Source organism: Flavobacterium johnsoniae, assembly GCF_001879205.1.
In the GTDB taxonomy this organism is placed as follows: domain Bacteria; phylum Bacteroidota; class Bacteroidia; order Flavobacteriales; family Flavobacteriaceae; genus Flavobacterium; species Flavobacterium johnsoniae_A.
In genome coordinates this window covers 241,281-267,687 of sequence record NZ_MLFK01000006.1, presented here as the reverse complement: position 1 = coordinate 267,687, position 26,407 = coordinate 241,281, and the positions used below count along the sequence as shown (strand labels likewise).

Below are 26,407 nucleotides of genomic sequence, written 5' to 3'. Positions count from 1 at the left end.
ACTAACTTTTTTTATATTTTATACTCCTTATTCAGGCCTGAGGATTTTTTTGATCCTTAATTATTTTTTAAAAATTTAAAATCAACCTCATCATCTTTTACATTTTTGAGAGCCAGATCATGATAAAATGGAATTAATTTGATTTTCAATTCTTCAATTACTTCTGTTTCCGCCTTTTTCTCTTTCATCATTTTGAAGAAATGTCCAAGTTCTTGTTTATTAAAAATCGAAAGATTTTCATTTTGCGAAATCTGATCTGCCGGTGTATTTGAAAGTATCGCAATTTCGTTAAGCATCCATCGATGCACTAACAAAGGTTGTAACTTTTTGTTTTTACGTTCTACCAGCTTTAAATAAGAATTGTAACTCACTTTATCTGTGACATCCTTTTCATTTATGCCATGCATTTTATGTTTATTCACTCTTCCTAGAGCCATAACATAATCATTTTCAAAGCCTTCATCTTTACGAATCATTTCTTCTCTTAAACTTTTTGCAGTTTCAAGGAGATACTTATTGTATTTATCCAAGATGTCATTATTTAAGTCGTATGCTTTTAGGTAATTCAACGCTTTTTCTTTAAAACTATCATCATCAGGCGTTAAAGTAGTCAGTGTAAGCAGATCCTGTAAATCATCAAAATCTTCCTTAGGTATTGAACTTAGTGCCTGCTGAAGATCCTGAAGCTGTTTTATAATTTCGTCTCTTGTACCCTCGTAAGTCTTGTCTTTATGATTTATTTTTAGAATAGGATTTAAAACTGGTTCTTTTTCTTTTTTAGGTTCTTTTTTCGCTGGCAGTTTGATTTTATCAAGCGAGCAGGAATAATTTAAGGTTGCTGTTAGATCATTAAATTTCTGAGTATTGGTACTGCTTCTAAACATTGAAATAACGTTCAGACTAAAGTTATGTCTTTCGAGCATTACATAACTGTTATTGAATTTAATTCCAAACACAGAACTTGAATTCATGTTTCCCTGCGAATTATTATACAGAAACCCAAGATTGGTATTCAGCTTGTCTTTGAATAACTTTTTTGAAGCCCCAACCGAAGCTCCCATTGCAGAATTATTGTTTCTGCTTACCTGATTATTCGTATAATTAAGCGAGCTGTTTAAGGCAATTTTTGTTGCCAAAAAACTCACTGTATGCGCCAGATTATAATTTTGAACTGTACTTGCCTGGCCTTTTCGAATAATACCGCCTTGTTCATTGGCCTGACCCGCAATACTGTAATTAAAATTCAGATTTTGATTTCTCTTTTTTCCAAAAGCATAAGACATATTTACATTAGCATTTTGCGACAATTGTCTGTAATCTAAAGTATCTGACTGCACTACATTTGGATTATTAATAAGTTCAAACTGATCTAATTTTTTATTAGTATAAGTTGAAAAATTTGAATAACTACCGGTAATATTAAATTGATCTGTTACTCTATAATTCATATTAATAGAACCTACTACTCGTTTAGTATCCTGTTTTTTTACTTTTTCCAGATCATCTCTCTGAAATCCTAAACTGGTTGACACCGTAATTCTATCCTGATAAAAAGGACGTGCAAAACGCAGTGCTATATTTTCTAAGTCATTGTTAAAATACAAAGCCCCCAATGTAGCATAATTAGGATCAATGCGTTCGTATGTTAATCCTACCGTACTCTTTTGAATGTTGTAATCGAAATTAACATTAAAGGCGTTCATATAACTTGTACTTTCTTTGCCTGAAAATAATTTATCCCGAAAACCTCCTCCAGAAATAGCTTTACTTCGAGTATCATCTGTTAAAACCGATAAAGCATACTCTACATTTAAATTTAAATTTTTCACTAAAGAGGTACTAAAAAGTAAACTGTTTACAAAGTTTTCTTTTGGTGTAACTCCTTTATCATTAGTCATGTTTAACGAATTAACATCATCCTTGGCATAAAAACCAATCCATCCTAATTTGTATTGTGCTTTCTCGAAACCTACTTTTGCCCCATAACCAAAACGCTGGTATACCGGAACTCCTCCTAAAGCTTTTTCTTCTGAAACTGCTTTAAGAAGCTGTCCTCCCATTAAACTTACTTTAAAAGGGCCATTTGGTGTAAGTTCTAACCCAACACCTTTAAACGGATAACCGCTTAATGTATAAGGTGAAAATGTCATGCTCACATTTCCTATATATGCTTTTACCCATTTGTATTTTGGCATAATACTTAATCTGTTAAAATCAAATGGAGCTGTGTAGCCTAAGTTATTTCCCTGATTGGTAATGCTGTAAAATAACGGAACGCTAAAATTAAAAGCACTAATGTTTAAACTTCCTGAAAACAAATAAGTAAAAGGTTCACGCGAATTTTCCATACTAGAATTATAATACATCATATTTGCATTAATATTTCCTGTTACTTTAAAATTTGGTTTATAAAAATTCTCCAGGTCTACATCTTGAGCATATCCTTTCCTGCAAAAACAACAGGCAAAAACAATACATAACCAAAACAAGATTTTCTTATTCTCTCTCTTCATTTAGGGTTATTGTTTTTGAACTTTGATATCACATAAAATATAAGAACTTGTTCCGTTCTTTACCATGTCTTTAATTTTAATGGCGCCTTTTCTGCCGTCTTGTGTTTTAAATAAAATTATTCTTGGATATGTAAAACCAAATTCCTGCGCTCCTCCTGCAGTATAACTTATATTTAATGATTTTACAGGTGTGTCATTTACCATAGCATCAAACTGTGCTTCGGTAAAGTTTAAACCGCAATTGCATAAATTTTGAGAGTTTACAAAAATGGTGCTTTGCGCATTTTTTAATGATAAAAACCCATAATTGTTTGCTTGATCAGGAGATACAAATTTATTGTAGGTAAAATTGCTGTTTAACCCTTGAAAAACAATATCTATTAAACTGCTGTTCTGATCGTTAATTTCATTTGCCTTATAAACTTGGCGTGTTACTGTTGAGAACATTGCACCAATATTATTGTTGTTGTGTGCAGAGTTTATTCCTAATTTAATGTTTGTCAAAATACGAAGATTCGTATCCGGAAGAACTGTAATCGTCGTCTTATAAATATGGCTTGTTTTATCATTAAAAGCTTCCAGAGTAACTTCATGACTGCCCGCATTTGTAAAGACAACTGTTGGATTTTCTTCTGTAGAAACAGCTGGGTTCCCACCTTCAAAACTCCATTTATAACTTGTTGCGCTAATTGATTTGTTGGTAAAATTAATTGTTACAGGAGCCTCATAATCATCATCTTCAAATTTTGGTTCATAGGTAAACAAGCTTACCAGATAAGGAGCAACTGTAATTGTTTTTGTTTGTTTTTCAGATTCAAAACCATTCGAAACGGTCAAGGTTATCACATGCTCGCCCGGAGTTGTAAATACAACATTTGGAGGTGTTTTTCCTGTAAAAGATGCTGGTGATCCATCCTGAAATTCCCATTTAAAAGTAAGGCCTTCACCAATCGTAGTATTCTTTAAAATTACCTCAACAGGAGAATAATTACTTTTTACAATTTCATGTGTAAACTCAATATTAATCCCGTCTTTGATTACTACCGTTTTAGTAAACTCTCTACTCTCTCCATCTACATTTGAAGCTTTTAACTTAATAGTAAAAGTTCCCTGTTTGCTGTATAAAATCTCTCCTGGATTTTTCAAATTTGAAACAGAAGGATTTCCGCCTTCAAATGTCCATTCATAGGCATCTGCCCCAGTTATTTTATTATCAATTTTAATAATAACGGGGATAGACTCATCGAGGTTGGCATACGAAGTCGTGAAATCACCTTCTATAGCTATAGAAGTTTCCTGATAACAAGAAGTAAAAGCGATAAGTAAGAATAAGAGTAAAGTTTTTTTCATTCAGCGCATTTTAAAACACTGCAGTTATTAAAACACTGCAGTGCTTTTATTTTATATATAGAATTTTCTATCACTTAAAAATTACAAATAACGTTTGATTATCTTATTTTTAGAAAAGGCCCAAACAACGTTATTTTTATATGAAATATTTCCAATATTCTCATCATGAGTGTAGTCTAAAGCCCATGAAGTACCACCATTTGTAGTTTTGTAGATTTTATTACCTAAAACTGCCCAACCAGAATCAGCATCTTTAAAAGTAAATTTCGAGAACATTTCTCCGTTGTAAACTTGAGTCCAGGAATCACCGCCATTTGTAGTTTTAAACAACTTAACATCTAGTAAAGTCTGATAGTAATGATTAATTAAAAGAAATCCGTTTTCGTTATCAACAAAACAAATCTCTCTTGCAAAATACCCTGCCGCTTCATTAACAAAAGGGTATTCTTTCCATCCATCTGTTGTGTTATTTTTAAATAAAATAAAAGGTCGGTCGCCGATAAATCCATCTTTATTTTTAACTGATTTATAACCAATTACCCAAATATGATTGTTGTCGATTTTTGTTGATTGAAAAAGATTAGCTGTGTCATCTCCTAATTCATAAGATTTTTTAAAATCAACCCCATTAGTTGTTGAGAAAACTCTGCCTTTTTGTGTTACAACTGTACCATCTTTCATGTTAGCATCTACATATATTGCATAATAAGCTTCGGTAGTATTTTCTATATTAGCAAACGTTTCTGTTCCCATACTGCCGCCTACTTTAACTTTATTAAGTTTATTTGATCCTAATGTACTACTCCACCCTTCATCGTTTGCAGTTGCGTGAAATGCTGAACCTTCTGCCCATTGTGTCCATGAAATACCACCGTCTGTAGTTTTTAAGACACCTCCCATATACAGCGTTTTATCATTTACCATTTGAATAGATGATGATGCTCCATCTCTTTTAAAGGTATTTTCCTGAACTACCCAATTTTGTAAAGAACGAGCCGGAAGAATACCTATATTTCCTTCGTAATTATTTTTGACTTCGTTAGCTACTTCTTTACCCCCAACTGTAACTATCAATTTAGGCAGTACTTTTTCTGTGGCTGGTAATTTGAATGTTACTTCTCCTGCTTTAGCCGAAATTACTGTCGCCGCTACTCCATCAAAAGCTACTGTTATATCATTCACTTTATCTGAAAAATTTTCACCATATATGCTAATTGTTTCTCCGGTTTCGCCTGAGTTTTTAGAATATGATGTTATTTTTGGTGTTTTAACTTCTACAACCGGTGGTTCAGGAGTTGGCACCGAATCATTTCCTGAATCTGAACTACAACTATTCAGCACTAAAAAAAACTGTAACACTACTGCTAATAAAATTCTCTTTTTCATTTTTCTATTTTTAAGTATTCTTAATCAACCTAATTATTTTGTTTTTAATAAAGACGGGCTTCCTAAAGTGTAACCGTTGCCAATCAAAACTCTAACGATATTCATTGCTGTTATATCGTTACTCATTTTATAACCTATCGGATTCCCTCTGTTTTCAAAAGCAGCCTTAAATACTTTTCCATTGAATGTAATAAGTTCCTGATTTAATAATTTTTCATAACCGCTGAAGGAACCGCCTCTCGCAAACCATGTTGCTATTAAATTATTATCCAGATCCATTACTTCATACTTCAAATCTCCATTTGAAGAAGGCGAAGTCATTCTTATGTACCCAATTCTTTTATCCTCCGGATCCGGATTTTGTGCCTTTATACTATAAATAACACCAAAATCATCAATTCCTAATTTATAGGTATCTGCAATGTTTTCAGCCTTGTTAATCTCACCCTGAACTCCATATCTTTTTGCAGAAATACCTGTTGATTCTCCGTTGATAAAGCTTTCTATAGCAGTTTTATTTAAACCTTCAACACTGATATAATTTCTATCTAGTAATTCGTATACCACACTTCGGTCATAATTGAAAGCACTAAATTTTCTGCTCTTAAACTCTAACTCGTTATATTTTCCTGATTCTTCATCTTGCAATTCAATCCAGGGCAATGTTAAAGATTCTTCATTTGGAGCTTTTTTTAATTCTACCGTAACTCCATAACTTTTGTCTAAACTTACGATTCTAAAAAAAGGCTTTTTACCTTCTATAAAACCAATTGTTTTATCGTCCAGCTTTATTTCGCCTTTATCAATTTTAATTTTTTGCGAGAAACCGCAAATACTTATTAAAAGAAATAATAGAACAAAAAAGCTTTTTCTAGTATTATTCATTATATATTTTGTTTGTTTTCATCGTTTCTTTTTTCTAATTCGATAGAGTCTCTTTCTTGCTGCAAAATATTACCTCTAAATGTTTTAGTATCTTCATCAATACTAGTTTCCATTTTTCTTTTTTCGTTTTCTTGTTCTTCTAATGTTAAAGATTCCCAACGTTTTTTTTCTTTTGCCATCTGAATCTCTTTAACCCTCTCTCTAATTAGATTTCTTTCTTCATAACTTATTATATCTGATATTTTTCTCCATTCTTCTGAAGGCGACATTGCCATCATCATTTCTGCCAGAATTTCAATATTTTCAGAAGTCATGCTGATTGGAAAATCTTCAAATTTTATCATTTTCATTTATTACTTATCAACTTCAACAACTACCTCATAATCTAATTCTGAAAACTCAAAACCTGTAATTTCATTTTCCTTAATTAATTGCTTTAATCTCTCTGAAGCTATATTATCCTTAAAAAAACTCTGCATAGGAAAAAAGTCCAAATCATCTTTTAATACAATTTTTTTCTTTACGAAATCAGTATCTTTTTCAAAATAAAGTTCTTCGCTTTTTTCAGCGTAATGATCTATATCATTAAAAAAATGCAGCTCTTCAGTTGCTGGATTTATGAACTCAGATTTTGAAAAATCGATATATGAAGTTAATTCCTTGTAAATATCCTTACCTAAAAATTGAAAAATAAAATACTTATATATTTCGTCATGATATAATAACTTACCAGAATAGAAATAATGAGGTTGTGAAATTTTTAGATCCGAAAACAGTTTTTTTAATTTTTCAGATATAAACCAACCAGTTATTACTTTTGCCTTTCCAATAAATGAGTGTATATCATTTAATTGATATTCCCAGTATTTTTCATCATCAAAACTTTCTAAATAAAAAGAATCTATTATGGGAAAACTCTCTACAATCTCACCATATCTAATTTTTTCGAATTCATTTTCTAATCCAGGTAAATTATCGACGCTAGCACTACTAGATATCCTGCCGTTATCATTATTTAACTTAGGGGCTATTTTATAATATTTCATCCTATTATAGATTTATTATATGATTCACGCTATGCGAAGTTTCCCGATTTCTTATTCATTTCAATCTATTATCAAATTGTATTTTATTTTATTTCAATGAACGTATTATAATTTAAATATCTGTTTACCTTCACGAGCGAGACGCTCGCGCTAGCAGAAACATCTATAGTCCAAAAAAGTTTAAATAATTTATACTAAACCAAGTCTATTCAACAATATTTTGCTTTATGTTTTAATATTTTATTCCTCCTTTTCATCTTTTCCTTCTTTCTCCTTCTTTTCTTTTTCTTTTTTTTCAATATCTATCGAATCCCATTCTTGTTGCAGAATATTACCTCTATAAACCTCAGGTCCCTCTTTTAGACTCTTCTCTATTGAATGTTTTTCCTCTTCCTGCTCTTCATGAGTTAAAGATTCCCATCGTTGTTTATCTATTTCTTTCTGTATCTGGTTTATCTTATTTGATATTAATATTTTATCACTTTCCGATAAGAGAGGTAATACAGCCCTCCATTCAGTGGAGGGAGGAAATTTTATAGGAGGAGGATAATTTAATTTCATTCTAGCTAAAATCTCAATATTTTCCTCATTCATTTCAATTGGAAAATCTTCGGGCTTTATTATTGTTCTCATCTTAATATTTTTTATACGGATCTTTTTTATACAAATCTGACACGCGATTATATGTCTCTCTTAATTTTTCTAATTCGCAGTCTAAATAAAATGTTGTGCTTTTTATCTCAATCAAAATAGCCTCCACAACTTCTTCAAAAAGTACATGACCAGAATACTTAAGATTTAATCGTTTATTTAAAGCAAATAACTCTATATACATCATATTTTTTAAGCGAAATAACACAAACTCTTCTTCTGATGTATTTTCATGATTAAAAACAACTAAACTAACCTCGTCTAAAAATTCTATTATGAGTTTATTTAATTTTACAATTGATTCTTCATATAAAATTATTAAATCAGAATATGCTTCTTTAAAAATATATTTTTTCGTTAATTACACTTACTATTTTATTTCAATGAACATATCTACAATAAAAACTTTGCGTTCAAGAGCAAGATCTCACGCTAGCAGGAGTATTTATTCGATAAACTAATATTTTTTCTTAATGTAAACTATTGGCTCTACATCGAATACAAATTCATCTATAGGTTTTCGTTCTTCCCATATTTCTTCAAGCTCATTTTCTTCAACTTCATAAACTGGATCATAACCATGATGTTCATAGTCCTTAAAATGAATTTGTGCTTCTGATAAAGGTCTAATCCTATAAAGCCCAGTATTTAATAAAACCTCAAGAAAAAACTTAAACCCTCTGTAAGTGCAAAACGTACTTACCTCATAAGCACTTTCAATATCACTAAAAGTAACTTCCTTATATACTTTGTCTTTTAGTTCTATATCATCATACTTTCTAAACCCATTACTTAGTAATTTCTCATTGTAATCTGTTTGCAAAACATATAAATTATTAGTTTCCCAAAACCTACAATCAACTCCCATATGCCTGGCATATAAATCGTTTCTTATCATTTTTTATTGTTGTTTTAAACCAATAGTTTACAATAATTTATTCTTTTTGGGCTTCACTTTCTAATCAAATAATCTTGAACCTACTTATCTTTTATTTTTTAGTATCATTAATCTTCTTTAATAATTTTTGAATGATATTATCTACTTTATTTGCATCAAACATACCTCCCCATATATTATATATTTTCGGAAGTAACTCTAAAAAATTAGAATCTATATTTAATGTATCTAACAACCACTTTTCAGAATAAATATCATATGGATTAAGTCTACTCTCTTCTTGCCAACGCATGCTCTTAAATAATCCTCCCGCCCAATACTTCGCTTTTTCGTCTAATGAATAGGAATTATATTTTATAATTAATTGTTCATATTCTTTCTGTTCTTCATCTTTTAAATGTAAATAGTCATAATAAACACCCTCAATTTTTTCTTTTGAAAACCCTTCTTTTGTGACGCTGTATATCAAATTATTTTCATTATAAATTTCTCCATAAATTGATTCGTTACCTGATATTTTATTAACAATTCTTTGCTCTATTGCTTTAAAATCACCATGATTCTCAATTCTCTCTTTATAGTCAATATATTTCCACCTATCTTTTACATCAATAATATTAGCATTTGCTGTATCAACAGTAGTTACATAGATATTGTTATCAAAAGAAGTGTCTATAAAAATTTCTTCAATAATTAATAAATTAGTTTTATAATCAATAAATTGGCCGATAATTTTTTTATCTGCATCAGGTTCAAATTGAAGTGTTTCCTTATTAATTAAAATTGCCATGTTTTATAATTGTTCTAAGTTTAATGTATAAGTGTTATCTACATTTTTAATTACTTTTTTTACTCTAAATTGACCATTAGTATTCAATAGTAGCTCTTCTGGACTATACCCTCTGAATTTTATACCGTCTGCCACTGAAGATATAATTGGAGCATCGTTTACTTCCATTATGATTCTTACATTTTTTTCTGCCTTATTAAAAAATGCTGCTTCTTTTGTACTACCTGCAGATAAGAAATCATCAAAAGCAACAACACTGCCCTCTTTTCCATATTTGCTCATAAAAGCAGTTAAGGCGTCTCCTTTGAACTCTAAAGCTCTATATGCAGTTCCACTATATTTTGGTACTTTTTGGAGTCCTTTTTTCATAAGATCTACAATCTCTGTAGTTTTACCAATATTAGTTCCTTCCCTTAACCAGGTATTTAAATCTCGATAAAAGAAGTTAGTTGTATAACCCCAAAGAACATAGGCTTCATCTCTTGTAAGATTATAGGGATTATTCTTGGTTAGAATATTTTCTATTTGTGTAAAAAATTCTCCTTTAGTATAAATGTTATTGTAATTTCTAAAATAATCAACAATTTGATCATCAGTTTTTCCGAATGTTTTCAATGTACTTACAAATTCTGCAGGCAATAATGTTTTTACAAAATCCGTGTTGACAGCATCTTTAAATATCTTAAGCAAATCTGCATCAGAATACTGCATTTTAAGTTTGACTTTATTCGCAATTTCTGGTAACAATAATGAATTTTCATCTAGATATTTTAGATTATCGGACTGCTTTAAAAGATTCTCAAATCTATACCTATCAAAACCTCCTGATTTTAAAAGTGGATCAATTTCAGCTAAAGCTTTTCTAATGTTTGGATAACTGGCTAAAAATTCTAATTCTTGTTCAGCATTTTTAATTACTTTTAATCCCTTCCAAACATTCATCAACTCGCCATTAAAATCAAATGATTTCATTTTTGAGTAAAATGCTTTTGTACTACGAACTAAATTTACTTTACTTAAGTTATTGGCTAAATTATAAATGTTAGCTCCAGCATCAGCAATCATAACAGAGTTGTAGAAAAATTCCCAAGCATCATAATATGATTCATATTTTTCTTTAAATGCAGGATCTTGATTTAGTTTTAGTCTGTCTTTCTTTATTAATTCATCTCCAGCCGCAACTATACCTCCTGCATAAGTTAAATATGCCAGATAAGAAGTTCCTCCTGTAAATGTTGCTGTAATTACTGCTGCTCCCATGGCAACCCCATTACCTAATGAACGAATACTTTGGTTTGTATCATCGTCTATAATAGCTTGTTGATAGGCTGCTGCCATAAAAGCCGGCACTGTATATTCGACTCCTTGCTCTATACCTAAGTTTAGGTAATTTCGGGAAGCAATCATAATTACAGGTTCAAACAAGTTTACATTTAACTCATATCTTTCAGTAAAATCTTTTGGTTCATTACCCGGCAATGTTATATAAACTCCATCTACTTTTTTAAGCAGTGTATGCTGAAAACTTATAGAATTACTTTCACCAATTTTTACAAAACTATTACCTAAAATTTGTGGCTTGAATTTTACATTATCTTTAATGTCTATAAAATTAAAAGAACCACTGCCATCATCTACCGTTCCTAAATAAACAGGGTTAATACTTGCCACTGGATAGTCAAAACTACTAAATCCATTAGGACCTATATCTACCATCGTAGCTATCGTTGGCTTAATCCCTAAATCTTTATAGTACTTGGAAACCCAGGCTGATAATCCTCGAAACAATGGAACAATTTCTGACATTGTTGCATCGTTATTAGTAAGCATGCCTCCCCTGCTTTTATCAAATATATTTTTTATCCATTCAGAATTGTTTTTCATGAAACCATCCTTCAACAGTTTCAATCTATCTTTCTCTGGAGTAGTAAGAATCAAATTATCTAAAAAGAAAGTATCCCCCAAAGAAAGAGCTGTCTTGCTAAATTCCCAATCAGCATCATCTTTTGCTTTGTTAATTAAATTATCAAGCAGAATAATTCTTAGATTAATATCTATATTCTCAAAAAGACAATCTTTGTAATTTATTTCTAATATTTTATTAGTTTCTTTTGATGAAGTATTAGCAGTAATAACATTTAGATCTATTAATTCAAACTTTAATAATTCTTTAATGTTATCCGCAGTACAATTCAAAGGCGCCTTTGAGCCAGTCATTGCCCAGCCTTTTTCTTTAGGATCCTCTGTTGAATTAGAATTAAAATCTACACAGTTTAAAACGTTTGCATTAACTTGATTCTTTTTAATAATAGAAAGCAATCCATTAGCTGTTTGATATTCATTAGCAATTTCACTAAATTTAAGATCCAAAAAACCTGCTGGGCAATCTACATAATTATAAAATAATGTAACTAAAGATTGGGCTTTTGGAGTAACAGTCGTAGGATTGAAAACTTCATCTTTTGAATCTTTAGTCTTATATACTTTTTTATCATTATCCCAGTAATAGTGCTTAACGTTTTTAAATGCCTTAAGCTGTTTATCATAATTGTAAGTGACGAAGCCTGGACATGTCCCAGAAGGAATTAAAATGTTAGATTTATCAAAAGTTAATGTATTAGATTGCGGAATATTAACAATTCTATAGTCTGGAGTTACTACATAATTTCCAAATTCCCCGCTAGCCTGACTTTGAAACGCATACAATTTAAACGCAGGATCATTAATTTGTTTCCAATCCAGGTGATTTAGGACAGTTCCTGAGCTGTAATCCATTAAGAAATCAGTACTTTTTTCTGAAGTTTTGTAAGTCTCAAAAGGATGCTCTAATTTAAAAATACCGTGACCTAACTCGTGCGCAGGTATTTTATCTTCAGCTGAATTAAATACATAGCCAAACTGACCATTTAAACGCATATAACCGTCTTGTCCTGTACTTGAAGATTTACTTGTTATGAATAGCACATAACTGTTATCTGTACCTCCATGGAGTGTGTTGATTGCTTGCTGTTCGCTGCTGTAAGTAGAAGTAAGTGTGTTTTTTTCAGTTTGAATTGTATTGCCTGAAACAGCGCTGCTAATGTTAAGGATTTCTTCTTTCTTAAAGTTTATTTTAACTCCTGCTTTATTATAAATTGCCTGAGTATTAGCAATAATTTCATCAAGCTTATCTCTAGATACGACATCTGTAGGAACCAAAGCCACATTAACATCTTTTGGTGAAATATGTACCAACATAAATGCACCAATAACCTGCCATTTTTTGCCTTGTTTTACAGTTGCTAATATTTGTTCTTCGGCATAGCTCAGATTTCCTTTTACCGTTATTACAAATACTTTATCATTTCTTATAAAGTCGATTTTAGCTCCATTTTGGGTTTTAAAAACAATACTGTCCAATTTTATATTGGAATCTGTGACTGTAACTATACCCAGCAATGTATCTGAATCGCCATTTAAAACTGCTTTATAAGGCAATGCGGTATTATCAACTTTTTTATAAAGTTTTTGTAAAGCCGAAGACGCATTACTTGGCATTACGTCAAAAGCATATTTACTTCCATTACCGCTAAATGCAATCGAAATACCTTTGGCGGTAAATGCTGTGGCTTGTCCGCTTTTATCTACACCGTCTGTATTTTCAGGAGTTGGTTTTCCTCCATCGGCAACTGCAACACCTTGATTACTGCCGTTTCCTTCGCTGTCTACGGTATAAACTTTTGGAGGGACAACAACGTTTCCGTCAGCATCTTTAACACCGCTGTCTGTAATTACAGTATCTTTTCCTCCCGGAATAATTACCTGCTGGCCGTCTACACCGTTTACAACTATATCACCGTTAGCATTGATAACGATATCTTTAATTACAAACGGAACAGTTTCTTCGATTTGTCCGCCCTGGCCTTCACCGGTAAAATCTTCAACATCGGTAACATTTTTCCAGTCGGGATTATAGCTTGTCTCTACAATTCCACTTATCAATTGATAATCTGTATTGATGACAATATCCTTAAACTCAACTGCAATTTTAGTATCTGCTAAGTAAGGCACAATGATATATCCTCTTCCTGAATATGGACTGTTTTCTCCTTTTAGTTCTAAAATAGTTACTGGGAAATCTCCCGCCTTAAAAGTTTCGCTCTGAATTAAATTAGTAAGCGGTTTTTGATTTTGAATATTAATTTGAGGCACAATACCGCAGTTATAAGCTGGTACGCCATTTGTTTCTGTAGGTGTTGTAAATGTGTTTATTCCGGAGTAAGTAAAAGACTGAACCCCATCTTCGACTGGATCACAGCTTGACCCCACTCTAAACTGATAGGTAACTCCCGGCTCTAAATTGGTAATTAAACTCTGTTTGTTTAAACTATTTGAAGAAAACCATTGCGCATTACGAACATCTTGTTTTTTGTACTGTACTTGGTAACGTGTGTGTTCTGGTACTCCTTCCCATGTTATTTTTACACTTTTGGAGCTTTGAGCTTCGCTTAACAAAAATGTCGGTGCAGAGCAGGAAGCAGTATATTTAAATGAATATATTTCACTGTATCCGTCATTTTTAAAAATAGCATTCTCTGAAAGTCCTGTAGTTGAAACCGCTCTTACTCTCCATGCGTAGCGAAGACCCGGAGTAAGAATTGGCATGCTTAGATTATACAATAATGCTGTACCAAATAGAGTTTCTTCATATAAAGTTGGAGACATTTGAAATCCAATCTGCGGATCTAATGTTGGATCCAGAAGCTGTTTTAATTCAAATTTATACGAAACGTTTGTTGCATTTATCTGGCGTGGTGTCCAGGTAAATAAAATATTAGGAAATTCTGTCGAGGCAATTTGTTCGTTTTTCTGCGGTGTATTTAATATTGGCGGATCGTTTAAAATCAGGTATAAACTGGCACAGCTTTTTTGCGATATTTTTTGATTGGTTACAAAATCATACATCTCAAAACAAAAATTGTACATTCCCTCTGGTAATGGGTTAGCATATTGTGCCGGAGAAATTCCTTGTAAATTCTCTAATCTAAAAAGTGATGCAATATCAACATTTGTTAAAGTTTGCAGTTCGCCCCCATTAATAAATATTGGTCTTTGTTCTTGTGCAAAATCACTGCTTTGTATATTAAGTCCATTACCTTGTATGTACAATTTTAGGCGTACTCGTCTTTGCGATATAGAAATATCCGTAGGATTAATAAGCAGCTGCATTTTAGTATCCATACTAGTGGCATAATCAGATATTTTGACACTATACGGACTATTAAAAACCGGAGTTATCTGAACTGGATATAATTGTGCATATCCAGTTACATTAAAAATCAGAAATACAACAAATAAGTATATGCGATTGAAAAGGTTCTTCATTTTTTTAATTGATGATAATTTTTTTAACCAATGTTTGCTGCCCTGTCTCTAATACCAAAACATATATTCCGGATGATAATGAGGTATTGAAATCTACTTCATATTTTTTCTTTCCCGATTCTTGTTTCTGAATCATAGTGTTTTGTCCACTGGATGAAAACAGTCTTAGATTTATGGCGCTATTGTTTTCTAAATTTACAATTGCTTTAAAATTACCATTGCTCGGACTTGGGGTTACAATAAAGTCTATAATAAATTGCGATGTTGTTCCCGTATTTGGTAACGTACCTCGCTCTTCAACTGTAACGTTTTTAGTATACACCGCATAACATTCTCCCTGTGTTTGCTGTAAACCAATTGAATAAACACCGATCGCATCAAATTTTAGTGTTATAAATTTTTCTTTCTGCTCTACGATTTTTACTCCTTTAGGAATTACCCAATCAGTGCTTTCTCCAAAAGGATTACTGGTATTAACCAAAATTACTTCTTCGTCTAAATAAGCTTGTGAACTCAATAAAAACTCAGAACTAATTGTTGCCTGACTTGTCTTAATTACAATTTCATCTTCGCCGATACAGCCTAAACCAGATGTTACTTTTACATGATACGTTCCAGCTTTTGATACATTAACTTTTGCTTCATTTGAGGTAAATCCGTTTGTAGAAGTCCAGCTGTATTTTGCATTAGGATCAGCAATTGAAGCGTCTAAATCTAAATTTTGTTCACTACATAAAGTCCTGTCTGAACCAATGTTAACAATAACAGGTTCAGGATCCTTTAAAACAAATCTTTTCTTATAAACACAACAATCAGGGCAGGTAATCGTAACCTCATAATTTCCTGCAGTAAGATTTTTTAAGTCTTTGGTTATTGCTCCTGTATTCCATAAATAATTGTATGGCAAGTTTCCTCCTGTAACATTAAGTTCAATTGATCCATCATTTCCTTGATAACAAATAGGATCTTTGATTGTTTCTGTAGTAAATATTCCGTTAGGATCTCCCACAAAAATACTTCCCTGAACCACACATCCTTTATCATCCGTAACCATTACAAAATAATTGTTTGCTGTAATGTTTTCTATTTTTGAAGTTGTTTCTCCGTTTGTCCATTGATAAGTGTAGGGCGGCGTTCCTCCTGTTACATGTGCTTCTGCCCAACCGTCATCACCAGTAGTACAGCCTACATCAAATTTTGTAAAAGTTAAACTCAGCCTATCTGGTTGCGGCACATATTTCTCTGCATCTTTTTCTTCAACTAAAATATTATTAACATACGTTCCTAGTTTTATTCCGTTTGCATCTTCAATGTTCAATGCATAAGTTCCTTCTGAAAGATATTCTGCTGTATCTCCTATATTATTCCAAAGCGTCCACGTACCGTCTTTTTGTTTTTTCTTCCAGGTATAGTAATATGGCAATCCATTATTTTTATTTGCCGGCAGCTGAATTCCTCCTTTTACATGAGCTTTTAAAATCCCATCCTGAGATTCATCTCTTTGATTATCTAAAGGTTTCGCGTCAGTTTCATTTCCAAATTCATTACTAACATTACAGGAAATAGTGCGAATTACTTCAAAAGTGACTTCAAGCGGATCCGGATCGTCTAGCGCTGTAACAGAATTTGCTACCGTACAGCTTGCTTTATTTGTTGCAGCATCATAATTGGCATCGCGAACTGTAAGAGTATAGATTTCTTCTCCAAGTCCGTTTAAGGAAATGGTATAAATATTATTAGTAAAACTAGTTGTTGTAGTGGTTTGCACTACTCCCTTACTATTTTTCCATTCAAACCAGTAAGTATTGTCTGCCGCTATAGTGCCGCCTTTAACTTCTACAACAATTTTTCCGTTTGTTGCTTTATAAAAACTCGGATTAAGAACTTCTTTGTAATTAATCGTTAAGGGCGCATCAGGTTCTTTAATCTCAATACTTTCAAATGTTGTACACCCTTTGTGGTCTGTAATTAAAACCGAATATGTTCCTGCTTTTAAAACTGTATTTTTTGTAATTTCTACACCATTAGACCATTTGTATTCATAAGGAGGTGTTCCCCCAACAACATGTGCTTCTGCCCAGCCATCGTTTCCTCCATTACAGAAAACATTCCCTTTGGTTATGGTAACAGATAATTTTGGCGGTTCCTGCATCAATTGAACTGCATCAATTTCTTGAGTAAGCTGGTTGTTAACGTATGTACCAAGTCTAATACCATTTCTATCTTCAACATTTAGAGCATAATTACCATGAGAAAGGTTTGACGCTGTTTCTCCTTTAATATTTGGTAAAGCAAGCCAAGTGCCATCTGCCTGTTGTTTTTTCCAATAAAAATGATAAGGCAATCCATTATTTACAGAAGATGCCAAAGGAATTCCTCCTGTTACATGTGCCTTCAAAATTCCATCTTGAGATTCGTCACGCTGTCCGTCATTTGGAGTTGTATCTGTATCACTTCCAAACTCATTACTTACGTTACATGAAATACTTTGAACGATTTCAAAAACTATTTTTAAAGGATCTGGTTCTGTTAATTTAACTTCAGATTTTAATACAGAACAGTTAATAATTTGATTAGCCGCTTCGTTATAATTGGCATCTTTAATTGTTAAAAAATAGGTATCAGCCGGAAGATCTTTTAGAGTAATCGTAAAAACTCCATCCACTAATTGAGCCGTTGCATTTTTCAAATCACCCGCTGCATTTCTCCATTCATAAGCATAAGAATGATCAATACTGTCTGCTGTACCTCCTGTTATCTTCGCTACAATTCTTCCGTTAGTTGCACCCGAAAAAGTAGGAGTAAAAATTTCTGCGTACTCAATTGCTACTGGTGCTCCAGGTTCAGTTATCTCTATATCTGCTGTAGCAAAACAACCATTTTTATCGGTAACTTCAACAGTATAAGTCCCGGCAATTAAACTAGATATTTTGTTTTTATCAACAACTCCGTCGCCAGTATTATACCATTTATAGGTATAAGAACCAGTTCCTCCAATTACAGCTGCATTTACCCATCCGTTATTTCCGTCATGACAAGAAACATTTCCTGAACTAAACGAAATTTCTATTTTTTTTGGCTCAGAAATGTCTTGAATTTCAGGAGTCGCGGTTTCTAACTCTATTGCATTATAAATTCCTTGTACTATTTTGTTGGCATCTTCAACATTTAAAGAGTATTTACCTTCTGAAAGACCGTCGGCAGTATCTGTTTTATAATCTGCTAATAAATCCCATTCTCCAGTTACGGTATTATATTTTGACCAGAAAAATTTATATGGCAGTCCGCCGTTTTCTGTTCCCTTAAATGTTATCCCGCCTTTTACTGTTGCTTTTAAAATTCCGTCCTTTGCCTTATTTTCACCTCCAACCGGATTTAAACTTTCTGAATTACAGGAAATAGGCTGCTCGATTTTCAACTCTATTTCAATTTTCTCAGGCTCTGTTAAAACTTGTTTTGCTTCAATGATTGTACAACCTGTTTTTACCGTTGCTGCGTTATAATTTTTATCTCTTACTGTTAATTTATATTCTCCGGCAGGAGCACCAGTTAATGTTATGGTGTAGGTTTTATTAACGGCGTCATACTGAGTTGTAGTAGGATATTGTGTCCCATCACTATGCTTCCATTCATACCAATATTTATTTCCATCTATTGTACCGCCTTTTACAATGGCTGTTAACTTTCCGTTTTTTGCATTAAAAAAAGTTGGGTGTACCGGGTCTTCAAAATCTACTGTTAATGGATCTGGCTGTTCAATTTCTTTCTCTTGAACAATTTCTTCTCCTAATACGATCTTTCCATTCAATAATGATTGTTCTCTGGCAACACATTTATTCATGTCCCTGACTCTTATTTTATAAATTCCAGGTTTTACTCCCGTAAGAACATAAGGCTTGTTGTTTGGAAACGGCATCCAAGGTCCGTTATTTATTGAGTAAGAATCATTGCCTGTAACATCGCGGGTACCTCCTGTAGGGCTGATCGTTATTGTACCATCTTCAGCTCCATTACACACAACATCTGTTTTGTCTAATGTAAAATTTACCGGTGGAGGTGGTATAATACTAAAAGTTGTCAAATCAAAAACATCTTCATTAATGGCAGTATTTAATCCATCCTTAAATCCTATTAACTGTAAGGTATATTTTCCTCCACGCAAATTATTTAATGTAACAGTCATATCTGAGCCAATTGCTAATTCGCCATTATAATTTGCCGGAGTACCAGTATCAGCGTCAATCAAAGTATAGTTTAATTTTTCACCATCAAATAAGCCTCTATTAAAAACAAGTTTTACAGCACCATTATTTTCATCTGTACATTTAGGCTGAGAGGGTTCAAATGATAAAACTTTTGGAGCAGATGCACGTATTGAATATTGTATTAATGTGCTGATTCCCGGTGTTTCTATACAAGGTTTTATTCTAAAATATATATTCTTACCAATATTTAAACCGGTATTAGCCCCAAGAATATCAACTGCATCGACATTAAGACTTGGCGAATTATTATATAGCGGCAAATCTATCCATTGCGTTGCAGTTGCATTTGGTATTAAAGTATACTGCCATCTATAATAATGTAAATCATAACCAGGAGTGGCGGTCATCGTTTTTTTGGCATGCGTAGGCAGAATGTCGTCGCCAGTTCTGGTAATATAAAATTTAGGCTCAATTTTATAATTAAAAGTTATATTGGACATTCTTGGAGAATAATTGCCGCTAAAACTCCCGCTAGGGCAAAACATGTCGACATTTCTTGATATTGTACCGTTTGCATCTGATCCTGATCTAAAATTTACAAAGGCATAACAATCTATAGCGACCGGCTTAGAACTTCTGACAATAGACGCAACATCTAAATTAACTTCTTTGTCTCCATTATTACGAATATCTCGATAATAAAGATCAGATTTTGTCCCATCTTTAAAACGGACTGATATTCTAATATTAGAACTTGTATTATTTTTAACCCCTCTATTAATTGAATAACTAAGGTTAGAAATTTTTATTACATACTGTGTTCCTTGAGCAAATCCGAATCCGCAGATCAATAAAATGACTAATAGGTAAAATTTCTTCATAGGCTTAATATATAACTGTTAAAGTCTCTGCTTTTGCCGGACTATCACTTTCCAAATTTGGAATTAAATGATATTCGTATTCCTGATTAATTTTTAAATTTTTATCTTCTAAAGTAAAAATATTCCCGTTCAATTCTTTCCATAAAGTAGGCGGCGTTCCTTTTGCATTTTTATAAATACTCAGCCCTATAACCTTACTTTTATTTTTTGCATAATCCCAGGAAAGCACTATTTTTTTATTTTCTCTGTCGGCTGTTCCCTGTAAGAATGTAATTATTTTTACTGGTGTAAAATTTAAGACACTCACCGTTACAGTAGAATGATCTAAAGAAGACCAAAGATTACTTTTATCCTTAGCCAAAATAGCATATTGGTATGTTTTTCTATTTTCTACCCTATCATCTGTAAATTCCTGAATCGTATCGTTTATCTGTTTTATTTCCTGCCATTTTTCCTGACCTTTTTCTCTCCTCCTCAGGCTGTAACTTATCACATCTTCACTATAACTTCGTATCCATTTTAGATGTACCTTCCCATCTTTATTCTCATAATCTTTAAAAATTGGAGCCGCCGGCGGAATTTTATCCGGCTTGTCCAGAATAAGGATATCAGATGGGTCTGAGATATTAAAGCGCATGTCTTCGGCAGCAATTCTATAGTAAACTTTACTGTTGGTCATTTTTAAACTCACGCTGTCTTTGTACTCGGTTCCTACATACGATTGATGATAAATATCTACAAATTCCTCTCCTTCATTATTTGCTTTCAATAATCGATATCCTCGCAAATCTTTTTCCTGATTCGGTTTCCATTTTAACCGAACCGTTCCCAGACTATCAATTACGCCCTCTAAACCAATTGGTTTTGCAGGCGGGATAGAATCAACTGGCTGTACTAGCATACTCTGTGATGTCAATCTCTGATTATTTTTTCCAACAACAGAAATTGTAAAATAATTTGATGGGTATAAATTATCTTTAAAGTTTAGTTTTCTTTCTGATGGAGGAATAATTTTAGAAACAACCTTGTATGGTCCTTTATCATTATTGGCTAAATTAATTTCATACCCCTGAATAAAACCCTCTGATTCTTTTGGATAATCCCATTCTAAATTAACTTCATTTGAATTTATAATGTTATAGTCTACCAGTCTGGCCGGAGTAACGATTGCCGCAACACCTGTTACAGTAATTGGTTTTGTAAATTCTCCTTTTTCTCCAAATGAGGTTATTCCATACAATCTATAATGAAATACTTTATCGTTTACACTAAGAGTATCAACATAATACATATTTTTAGACGGATGCTCATCTTTATCGTTAAGGTTGACTAAAGGAGTTGTGGTTATAGGACTAAAATTTATACCATCAGAAGATTTCTCCACCATAAACGAAGTATAAATTCTTTTAAAAGTTTCATAATCCCACGAAAGCAGTACTTTTTTATCATCAGGAATCGCAATAAAATCAGTTGGAGCAGGCAATTCACTATAATCCTTTAAACCGATCATATAAGATGATTCTTTAACCTGCGGGCTTTCAAAAACGCTCACCTGATAAGCATATACCTCATTTTTCTTTACGTTTGTGTCGACAAATCCCCAGCCTGCTTTTACTGCGCCTGTAAAACTCATATCAGCTGCATATAGAGCAAAAGTGTATCGTTGATCCAATTCGTCCGCCATGTTTACTATTTTTGCCAAATCCCCTTCCTTGGCAGAACTTATTTCAAAACTTTCGCCATAAATAGATTGTGCAATAATAGCTGCGTTATTATCCTTTTGCACCAAATCCATCCAGGAATCCAGCGGTTCAGCAATCAACGGTTTTGGAGTGAGAAGCGTTTTTTCGGGTTTAGGCAGAACATTGCCATCTCGTACTACTGTAGTTCTGGTAATTACAAATCCTTTTTTATTTGCTTTCTGCCATTCGGCCGGAGTATTAACAGCCCAGCGAACTAAGATTTTATCTTTTTGTGCTCTGGCATTCACCATAACAGCAGCACGTTTATTTTGTGAGTATGAAATTGTTATAAACAGTAAAAAGAAAAAAAGGAGCTTATTTGGGGACATTTAAGATGTAATTATTTCCATGTTAAAAAAAACAAAAATAATATTTTTAAATAAATTTGTGGGAATTATTTACGTAATAAAAATAAATAAATGAAGATATAAGCCTTTAAAGATAAGACAGATACAATAAGCAAGAAAAAACTGATGATAATTATTTTTTTACCACAAAAAGGCTGCTCAATTTATAACTAAAAAGGCTGCTCAAAATTGAACAGCCTTTTAAAAATATCTTCTAAATAAAACCTACGCTCTAAACAAAGCATATTTATTGTAGTTGTATAAAACCTTATCATAAGGAACATAAAGAGAAACTATTTTCTCTGACGATTCGTCGAATTTAATTCCGTTATGTTTTCTGAATAAGTAAATCTCTTTTAAACAATTTGAAAGACTTTGATGAATTTCAGTTGTAAAAGTCGGCAGTTTTTTATCTCCAACCAATAAATCAATTTGGTAGTTAGAACTGCTTTTTGATAAATTATTTCCAATTATTCTAATGGTAAATGTGGTTGACTTTCCGTATTGTTCACCTTGATATTGTAGTGTCATAATTTTATAGTAAAAAGGTTAATATTTTCTCTTCTAAATCTTAAAGTTATAAAAAAAATCGAATGCTTTAAAACTTGCTTTAAATTTACTGAAACAAAGTTAAATATTATTTCAACGTTTATATACTATCAGAAACAAAAAAAGCCGTAACAAATTACGGCTTTTTCACAATTAACTAAATATATTTAATCAACTTGTTTCAACGAGTAAAATTCATTCATAAGCACGATTAATTTACGGTAATATTTTCATTTTTTCTTTCGTCATTTATGTCTAACAAAAACGGATTTCCATTATCATCAAACATTGTCATATTTAAAGAATCCAGTATGGTCAGATTTCTCGATACTGAACCTTTAAATTTATTATAGGAAAGATTCAATTCAGACAAATTATTTAATTTTTCCAGCTCTTTAGGGATTTCTCCTTCAAAGCTGTTATTGAACAAACTCAGGTTTTGCAAATATTTTAAATTCATAATTTCAGGACTAAAACTTCCTGAAAATTTATTGCTGTTTAAAAGAAGTACTTTTAAAGTTGCTATTTGATAAAGCGAATTGGGCAATGTGCCTTCAATCTCATTGTCAGATAAACACAGAATCTGCAATTGATTTAACTTTCCAATTTCAGCCGGCAGCGCTCCTTTCAGATTATTTTTATGGAAATCTACAGCAACTAAATTTATCAGGTCAAAAAATTCTAAAGGCAGTTCACCCTTTAGATTATTATCGGCTAAATTCAGGGCTGTTACTTTTCCATTTTCGGCATGAACTCCATACCATGTTGAAACTGACAACGATAAATCCCATTTAATTTTCCACTGCGAACCATTGGTTGCGTGGTATAATTTTATCAGCACGTCTTTCTCCTTATCTGAAACAGTATCTGCAAACATATTTAGAGAAAAAACAAATGCTAAAAAAAGTGTGGCTAAGCTTTTCATAACAGACTTGGGGGGTTATGTTTTTCTTGGCTTCAAAATTAGATAATTACTAGACATAAAGCATCAAATGTCGATAAAGTGTTGATAAATAAAAACAGTGTAATAATTTTCCTGTTTTTTAAATTATCTATCTGCTTTCTTTTTTTGATTAATTTTGAAACAACTAATTATAAAAACCTAATATCATGGAATTTAACTTTTACGCATTATTAGCGGCCGCCGTTGTAACCTTACTCGTTGGCTTTGCCTGGTATCATCCAAAAGTTTTTGGAACAATATGGATGAGAGAAAATAATTTTACCGAGGACGATCTTAAAAAAGGAAGTATGCTCAAAATTTTTGGGCTTACGTACATTTTTTCTTTAATGATTACAATGACCTTGATGGGCTTAACCATTCATCAGTCTGGCGCGGTAGGAATGGTTGGCGGACCACCATTGATAGCAAGTGCAAAACCGTCCTTTGCCGCTTTTATGGCAGATTACGGAACGGCTTACCGCACGTTTAAGCATGGCGCACTTCATGGTTTTATATCAGGGTTATTTTTTGCTTTGCCAATAGTAGGAATAAATGGTTTATTCGAAAGAAAATCATGGAAATATATTTTCATACACGCAGGATATTGGATTGTTACGCTGACTTTAATGGGCGGTATCATTTGCGCTTATGCATAAATAATAAATACAGAAACCCGTTTGAAATGAACTCAGACGGGTTTTTCTTAATAATAACTTAAAGAGCCTGAGTTATTGTAAATATTATCTAATTTTGAAGAAATTAGCTCACACTTTTGAATACAACTTATTCTTTTAAACTCTACAACAGCACATCATTACTGCCTTCAGAATGGAATTTGCTGGCCATAGACAACATTTTTTTAACGCGCGAATACCTGGAAGTTCTGGAAAACTCTTGTCCGGTAAATATGATTTGTCATTTTATCGGAATTTTTGAAGAAGACAAACTAATAGGAATTGTTTTGACCCAATTTTTATTTGCCGAAAAACTGGAATCTTTTGGAGAGCGTGATCAATGTTTAAAAACTTCGGTTCGTAATTTTGCTCTCAAAAATTTCGCTTCGCATGTACTATTTGTTGGAAATAATATGCTTACAGGACAAAATGCTTTCGTTTTTGATAAAAATGCAAAAGAATCTAAGGCGATAAAAACACTTCATAAAGCCATAAATCAACTTAAAAAAGATTTAAAAGCAAGCGGAAAGAAAGTTCATATAACCAGCATAAAAGATTTTACTGCAGAAGAAATCGAACCATTACAAGCTGAATTCAAGAACAATTACACTTTTTCGACACAACCCAATATGATTTTTACCATCAATGAAAATTGGAAATCAGAAAAAGATTATATTGATGCATTGTCCAAAAAATATCGGGATCAATATAAACGGGCTCGTAAAAAATCCGAGGGAATCCAAAAACAGCAGCTGTCTTTGTCTGACATTCGAAAATATGAAGACGTTATTTATGATTTGTACTTTCATGTAGCCAAAAATGCACCTTTCAATACTTTTTTTCTGGCACGAAATCATTTTAGTTTTTTTAAAGAAATCATGAAAGAGGACTTTTTGTTGTACGGTTATTTTTTAGATGAAAAACTTATTGGTTTTAATACATTGATAAGAAACGGGAATGTTATGGACACCTACTTTTTAGGATATGACGAAAGCATTCAACGCGAAAAAATGCTGTATTTAAACATGCTGTACGACATGATTTCGTATTCTATCAAAAAAGGTTTCGAAGAAATTGTTTTTGCCAGAACAGCATTAGAAATTAAAAGTTCTGTGGGAGCAAAACCGGTAAAAATGTACGGCTTAATTACGCACAGTAATGCTCTGATCAATCATAATATTGCCAGATTTTTTAATTACCTCGAGCCAAAAACGGAATGGCAGGAACGTAATCCGTTTAAATAGTTATGAAAAACTTTGACAAAGTTTCGAAACTTTGTCAAAATTCAATTTTAATTTACGGAATAGCAATTTTCATCTGCTTATGCAAAATATGAATTTCCAAAGAATTTTGCGCTCCGCAATATTCACCGTCTATTTGAAAACTAACCGGATAATCTGTTTTTATTTCTGCTTTATCAGTCGAAATAATTACAATATCATCAGAGTCAATTGGCATATTGCCGGTAATAATTTTCCCAATTAATAGTAAATCAAGGCTTTTTAAAATAACCAGTTCAAATTTCCCGTCATTCATGGCACCATTGGGATTTATTATTACCCCTGTTCCGTACTTTTGAGAATTGGCAATTACAATCATTCGTGCAACATGTTCAACAGTTTTATTATTTGCTGTAATTGCAGCTACAAAAGGTTCGTTAGATTCTGTTAAAGTTGTAAATGCCTGCAAAGCATATCCCCAAATTCCCCTGACATCGCTTTGTTCGTAATTCTTTACTAAATCGGCGTTAAGGCCAATATCACTCAAATGGATACTCTTTTTGCCGTTGATACAAATCATATCCATTTCGATATAATGATGCAGAAAAGCAATTTTAAGATTTTCTTCGATTCCTGCAGGTAAATTCAAATCTACCGAAAGCCCGTTTGCAGAGCCTGCCGGCAAAATACCAATAATTACATCGTGTTCTTCCATAGCTTCAGCAACCATTTTAATGGTTCCGTCTCCACCGGCAACAACAATGCGTTCTGGCAAATAGTGATTATAAAGTGCTTTTATTTCTTTAATATCACTTTTTCCGGTCGTTTCGTAAACTTCCAGATCAAAATGATTTGTAGCTGCAAACTCCTGTACAGCCTCTATTAAATCTGATTTATCAAGGTCTCCCGAAATAGGATTTACAACAAATATGATATTCTTTTTCAATTTTTTATTTTTAAAAC

Annotated in this window: 18 protein-coding genes; 2 read left to right on the top strand and 16 right to left on the bottom strand. The window is 32.5% G+C overall.

Going from position 1 to position 26,407, the window contains the following annotated elements; genetic code table 11:
* Window positions 1–56: 56 nt before the first annotated feature.
* From BKM63_RS10455 to BKM63_RS10385, 15 genes are all read right to left on the bottom strand, one after another.
* Window positions 57–2,513, bottom strand: a complete 2,457-nt coding sequence (locus BKM63_RS10455; protein ID WP_071636552.1) for a hypothetical protein — start codon at window positions 2,511–2,513, stop codon at window positions 57–59.
* Between the two features lie 6 nt (window positions 2,514–2,519).
* Entirely contained in the window at window positions 2,520–3,863 is a 1,344-nt protein-coding gene (locus BKM63_RS10450) for a PKD domain-containing protein (protein WP_071636551.1), read from the bottom strand.
* 81 nt (window positions 3,864–3,944) lie between these two features.
* The gene (locus BKM63_RS10445) at window positions 3,945–5,249 is read right to left on the bottom strand and encodes an IPT/TIG domain-containing protein (RefSeq protein WP_071636550.1); all 1,305 of its coding nucleotides are present in this window, start codon (window positions 5,247–5,249) and stop codon (window positions 3,945–3,947) included.
* 33 nt (window positions 5,250–5,282) lie between these two features.
* Complete coding sequence (locus tag BKM63_RS10440) at window positions 5,283–6,134, bottom strand: hypothetical protein (RefSeq protein WP_071636549.1); 852 nt, start codon at window positions 6,132–6,134, stop codon at window positions 5,283–5,285.
* Entirely contained in the window at window positions 6,134–6,484 is a 351-nt protein-coding gene (locus BKM63_RS10435) for a hypothetical protein (protein ID WP_071636548.1), read from the bottom strand. Before BKM63_RS10435 ends, BKM63_RS10440 begins: the two co-directional genes overlap by 1 nt.
* 3 nt (window positions 6,485–6,487) lie before the next feature.
* Entirely contained in the window at window positions 6,488–7,180 is a 693-nt protein-coding gene (locus BKM63_RS10430; protein WP_071636547.1) for a hypothetical protein, read from the bottom strand.
* A gap of 240 nt (window positions 7,181–7,420) precedes the next feature.
* Window positions 7,421–7,813: a hypothetical protein gene (locus tag BKM63_RS10425; RefSeq protein WP_071636546.1), complete on the bottom strand. Its 393-nt coding sequence runs from the start codon at window positions 7,811–7,813 to the stop codon at window positions 7,421–7,423.
* A gap of 1 nt (window position 7,814) precedes the next feature.
* Complete coding sequence (locus BKM63_RS10420) at window positions 7,815–8,018, bottom strand: hypothetical protein (RefSeq protein ID WP_123907064.1); 204 nt, start codon at window positions 8,016–8,018, stop codon at window positions 7,815–7,817.
* A 270-nt stretch (window positions 8,019–8,288) separates the two neighbouring features.
* Window positions 8,289–8,729 (bottom strand): hypothetical protein, encoded by a 441-nt coding sequence (locus BKM63_RS10415; protein WP_071636544.1) that lies wholly within the window; start codon window positions 8,727–8,729, stop codon window positions 8,289–8,291.
* A 91-nt stretch (window positions 8,730–8,820) separates the two neighbouring features.
* Window positions 8,821–9,519, bottom strand: coding sequence for a hypothetical protein (locus BKM63_RS10410; RefSeq protein ID WP_071636543.1), 699 nt, complete (start codon window positions 9,517–9,519; stop codon window positions 8,821–8,823).
* Window positions 9,520–9,522: 3 nt separating this feature from the next.
* Complete coding sequence (locus BKM63_RS10405; protein WP_083572210.1) at window positions 9,523–14,883, bottom strand: fibronectin type III domain-containing protein; 5,361 nt, start codon at window positions 14,881–14,883, stop codon at window positions 9,523–9,525.
* A gap of 4 nt (window positions 14,884–14,887) precedes the next feature.
* Entirely contained in the window at window positions 14,888–19,969 is a 5,082-nt protein-coding gene (locus BKM63_RS10400; RefSeq protein WP_083572209.1) for a T9SS type A sorting domain-containing protein, read from the bottom strand.
* 4 nt (window positions 19,970–19,973) lie between these two features.
* A complete protein-coding gene (locus BKM63_RS10395; RefSeq protein WP_071636540.1) occupies window positions 19,974–22,040 on the bottom strand; it encodes a fibronectin type III domain-containing protein in 2,067 nt (688 codons plus the stop codon).
* A 243-nt stretch (window positions 22,041–22,283) separates the two neighbouring features.
* Window positions 22,284–22,589 (bottom strand): hypothetical protein, encoded by a 306-nt coding sequence (locus BKM63_RS10390; RefSeq protein WP_071636539.1) that lies wholly within the window; start codon window positions 22,587–22,589, stop codon window positions 22,284–22,286.
* 229 nt (window positions 22,590–22,818) lie between these two features.
* Window positions 22,819–23,532, bottom strand: coding sequence for a leucine-rich repeat domain-containing protein (locus BKM63_RS10385; RefSeq protein ID WP_071636538.1), 714 nt, complete (start codon window positions 23,530–23,532; stop codon window positions 22,819–22,821).
* Between the two features lie 185 nt (window positions 23,533–23,717).
* On the opposite strand from BKM63_RS10385, the gene BKM63_RS10380 reads away from it, so the two are divergent.
* Window positions 23,718–24,206, top strand: a complete 489-nt coding sequence (locus tag BKM63_RS10380) for a DUF1761 domain-containing protein (RefSeq protein ID WP_071636537.1) — start codon at window positions 23,718–23,720, stop codon at window positions 24,204–24,206.
* A gap of 116 nt (window positions 24,207–24,322) precedes the next feature.
* Entirely contained in the window at window positions 24,323–25,468 is a 1,146-nt protein-coding gene (locus tag BKM63_RS10375; protein ID WP_071636536.1) for a GNAT family N-acetyltransferase, read from the top strand.
* 52 nt (window positions 25,469–25,520) lie between these two features.
* Here BKM63_RS10375 and BKM63_RS10370 read toward each other — a convergent pair whose 3' ends face one another.
* Window positions 25,521–26,390, bottom strand: coding sequence for a diacylglycerol/lipid kinase family protein (locus tag BKM63_RS10370; RefSeq protein ID WP_071636535.1), 870 nt, complete (start codon window positions 26,388–26,390; stop codon window positions 25,521–25,523).
* Between the last annotated feature and the right edge of the window lie 17 nt (window positions 26,391–26,407).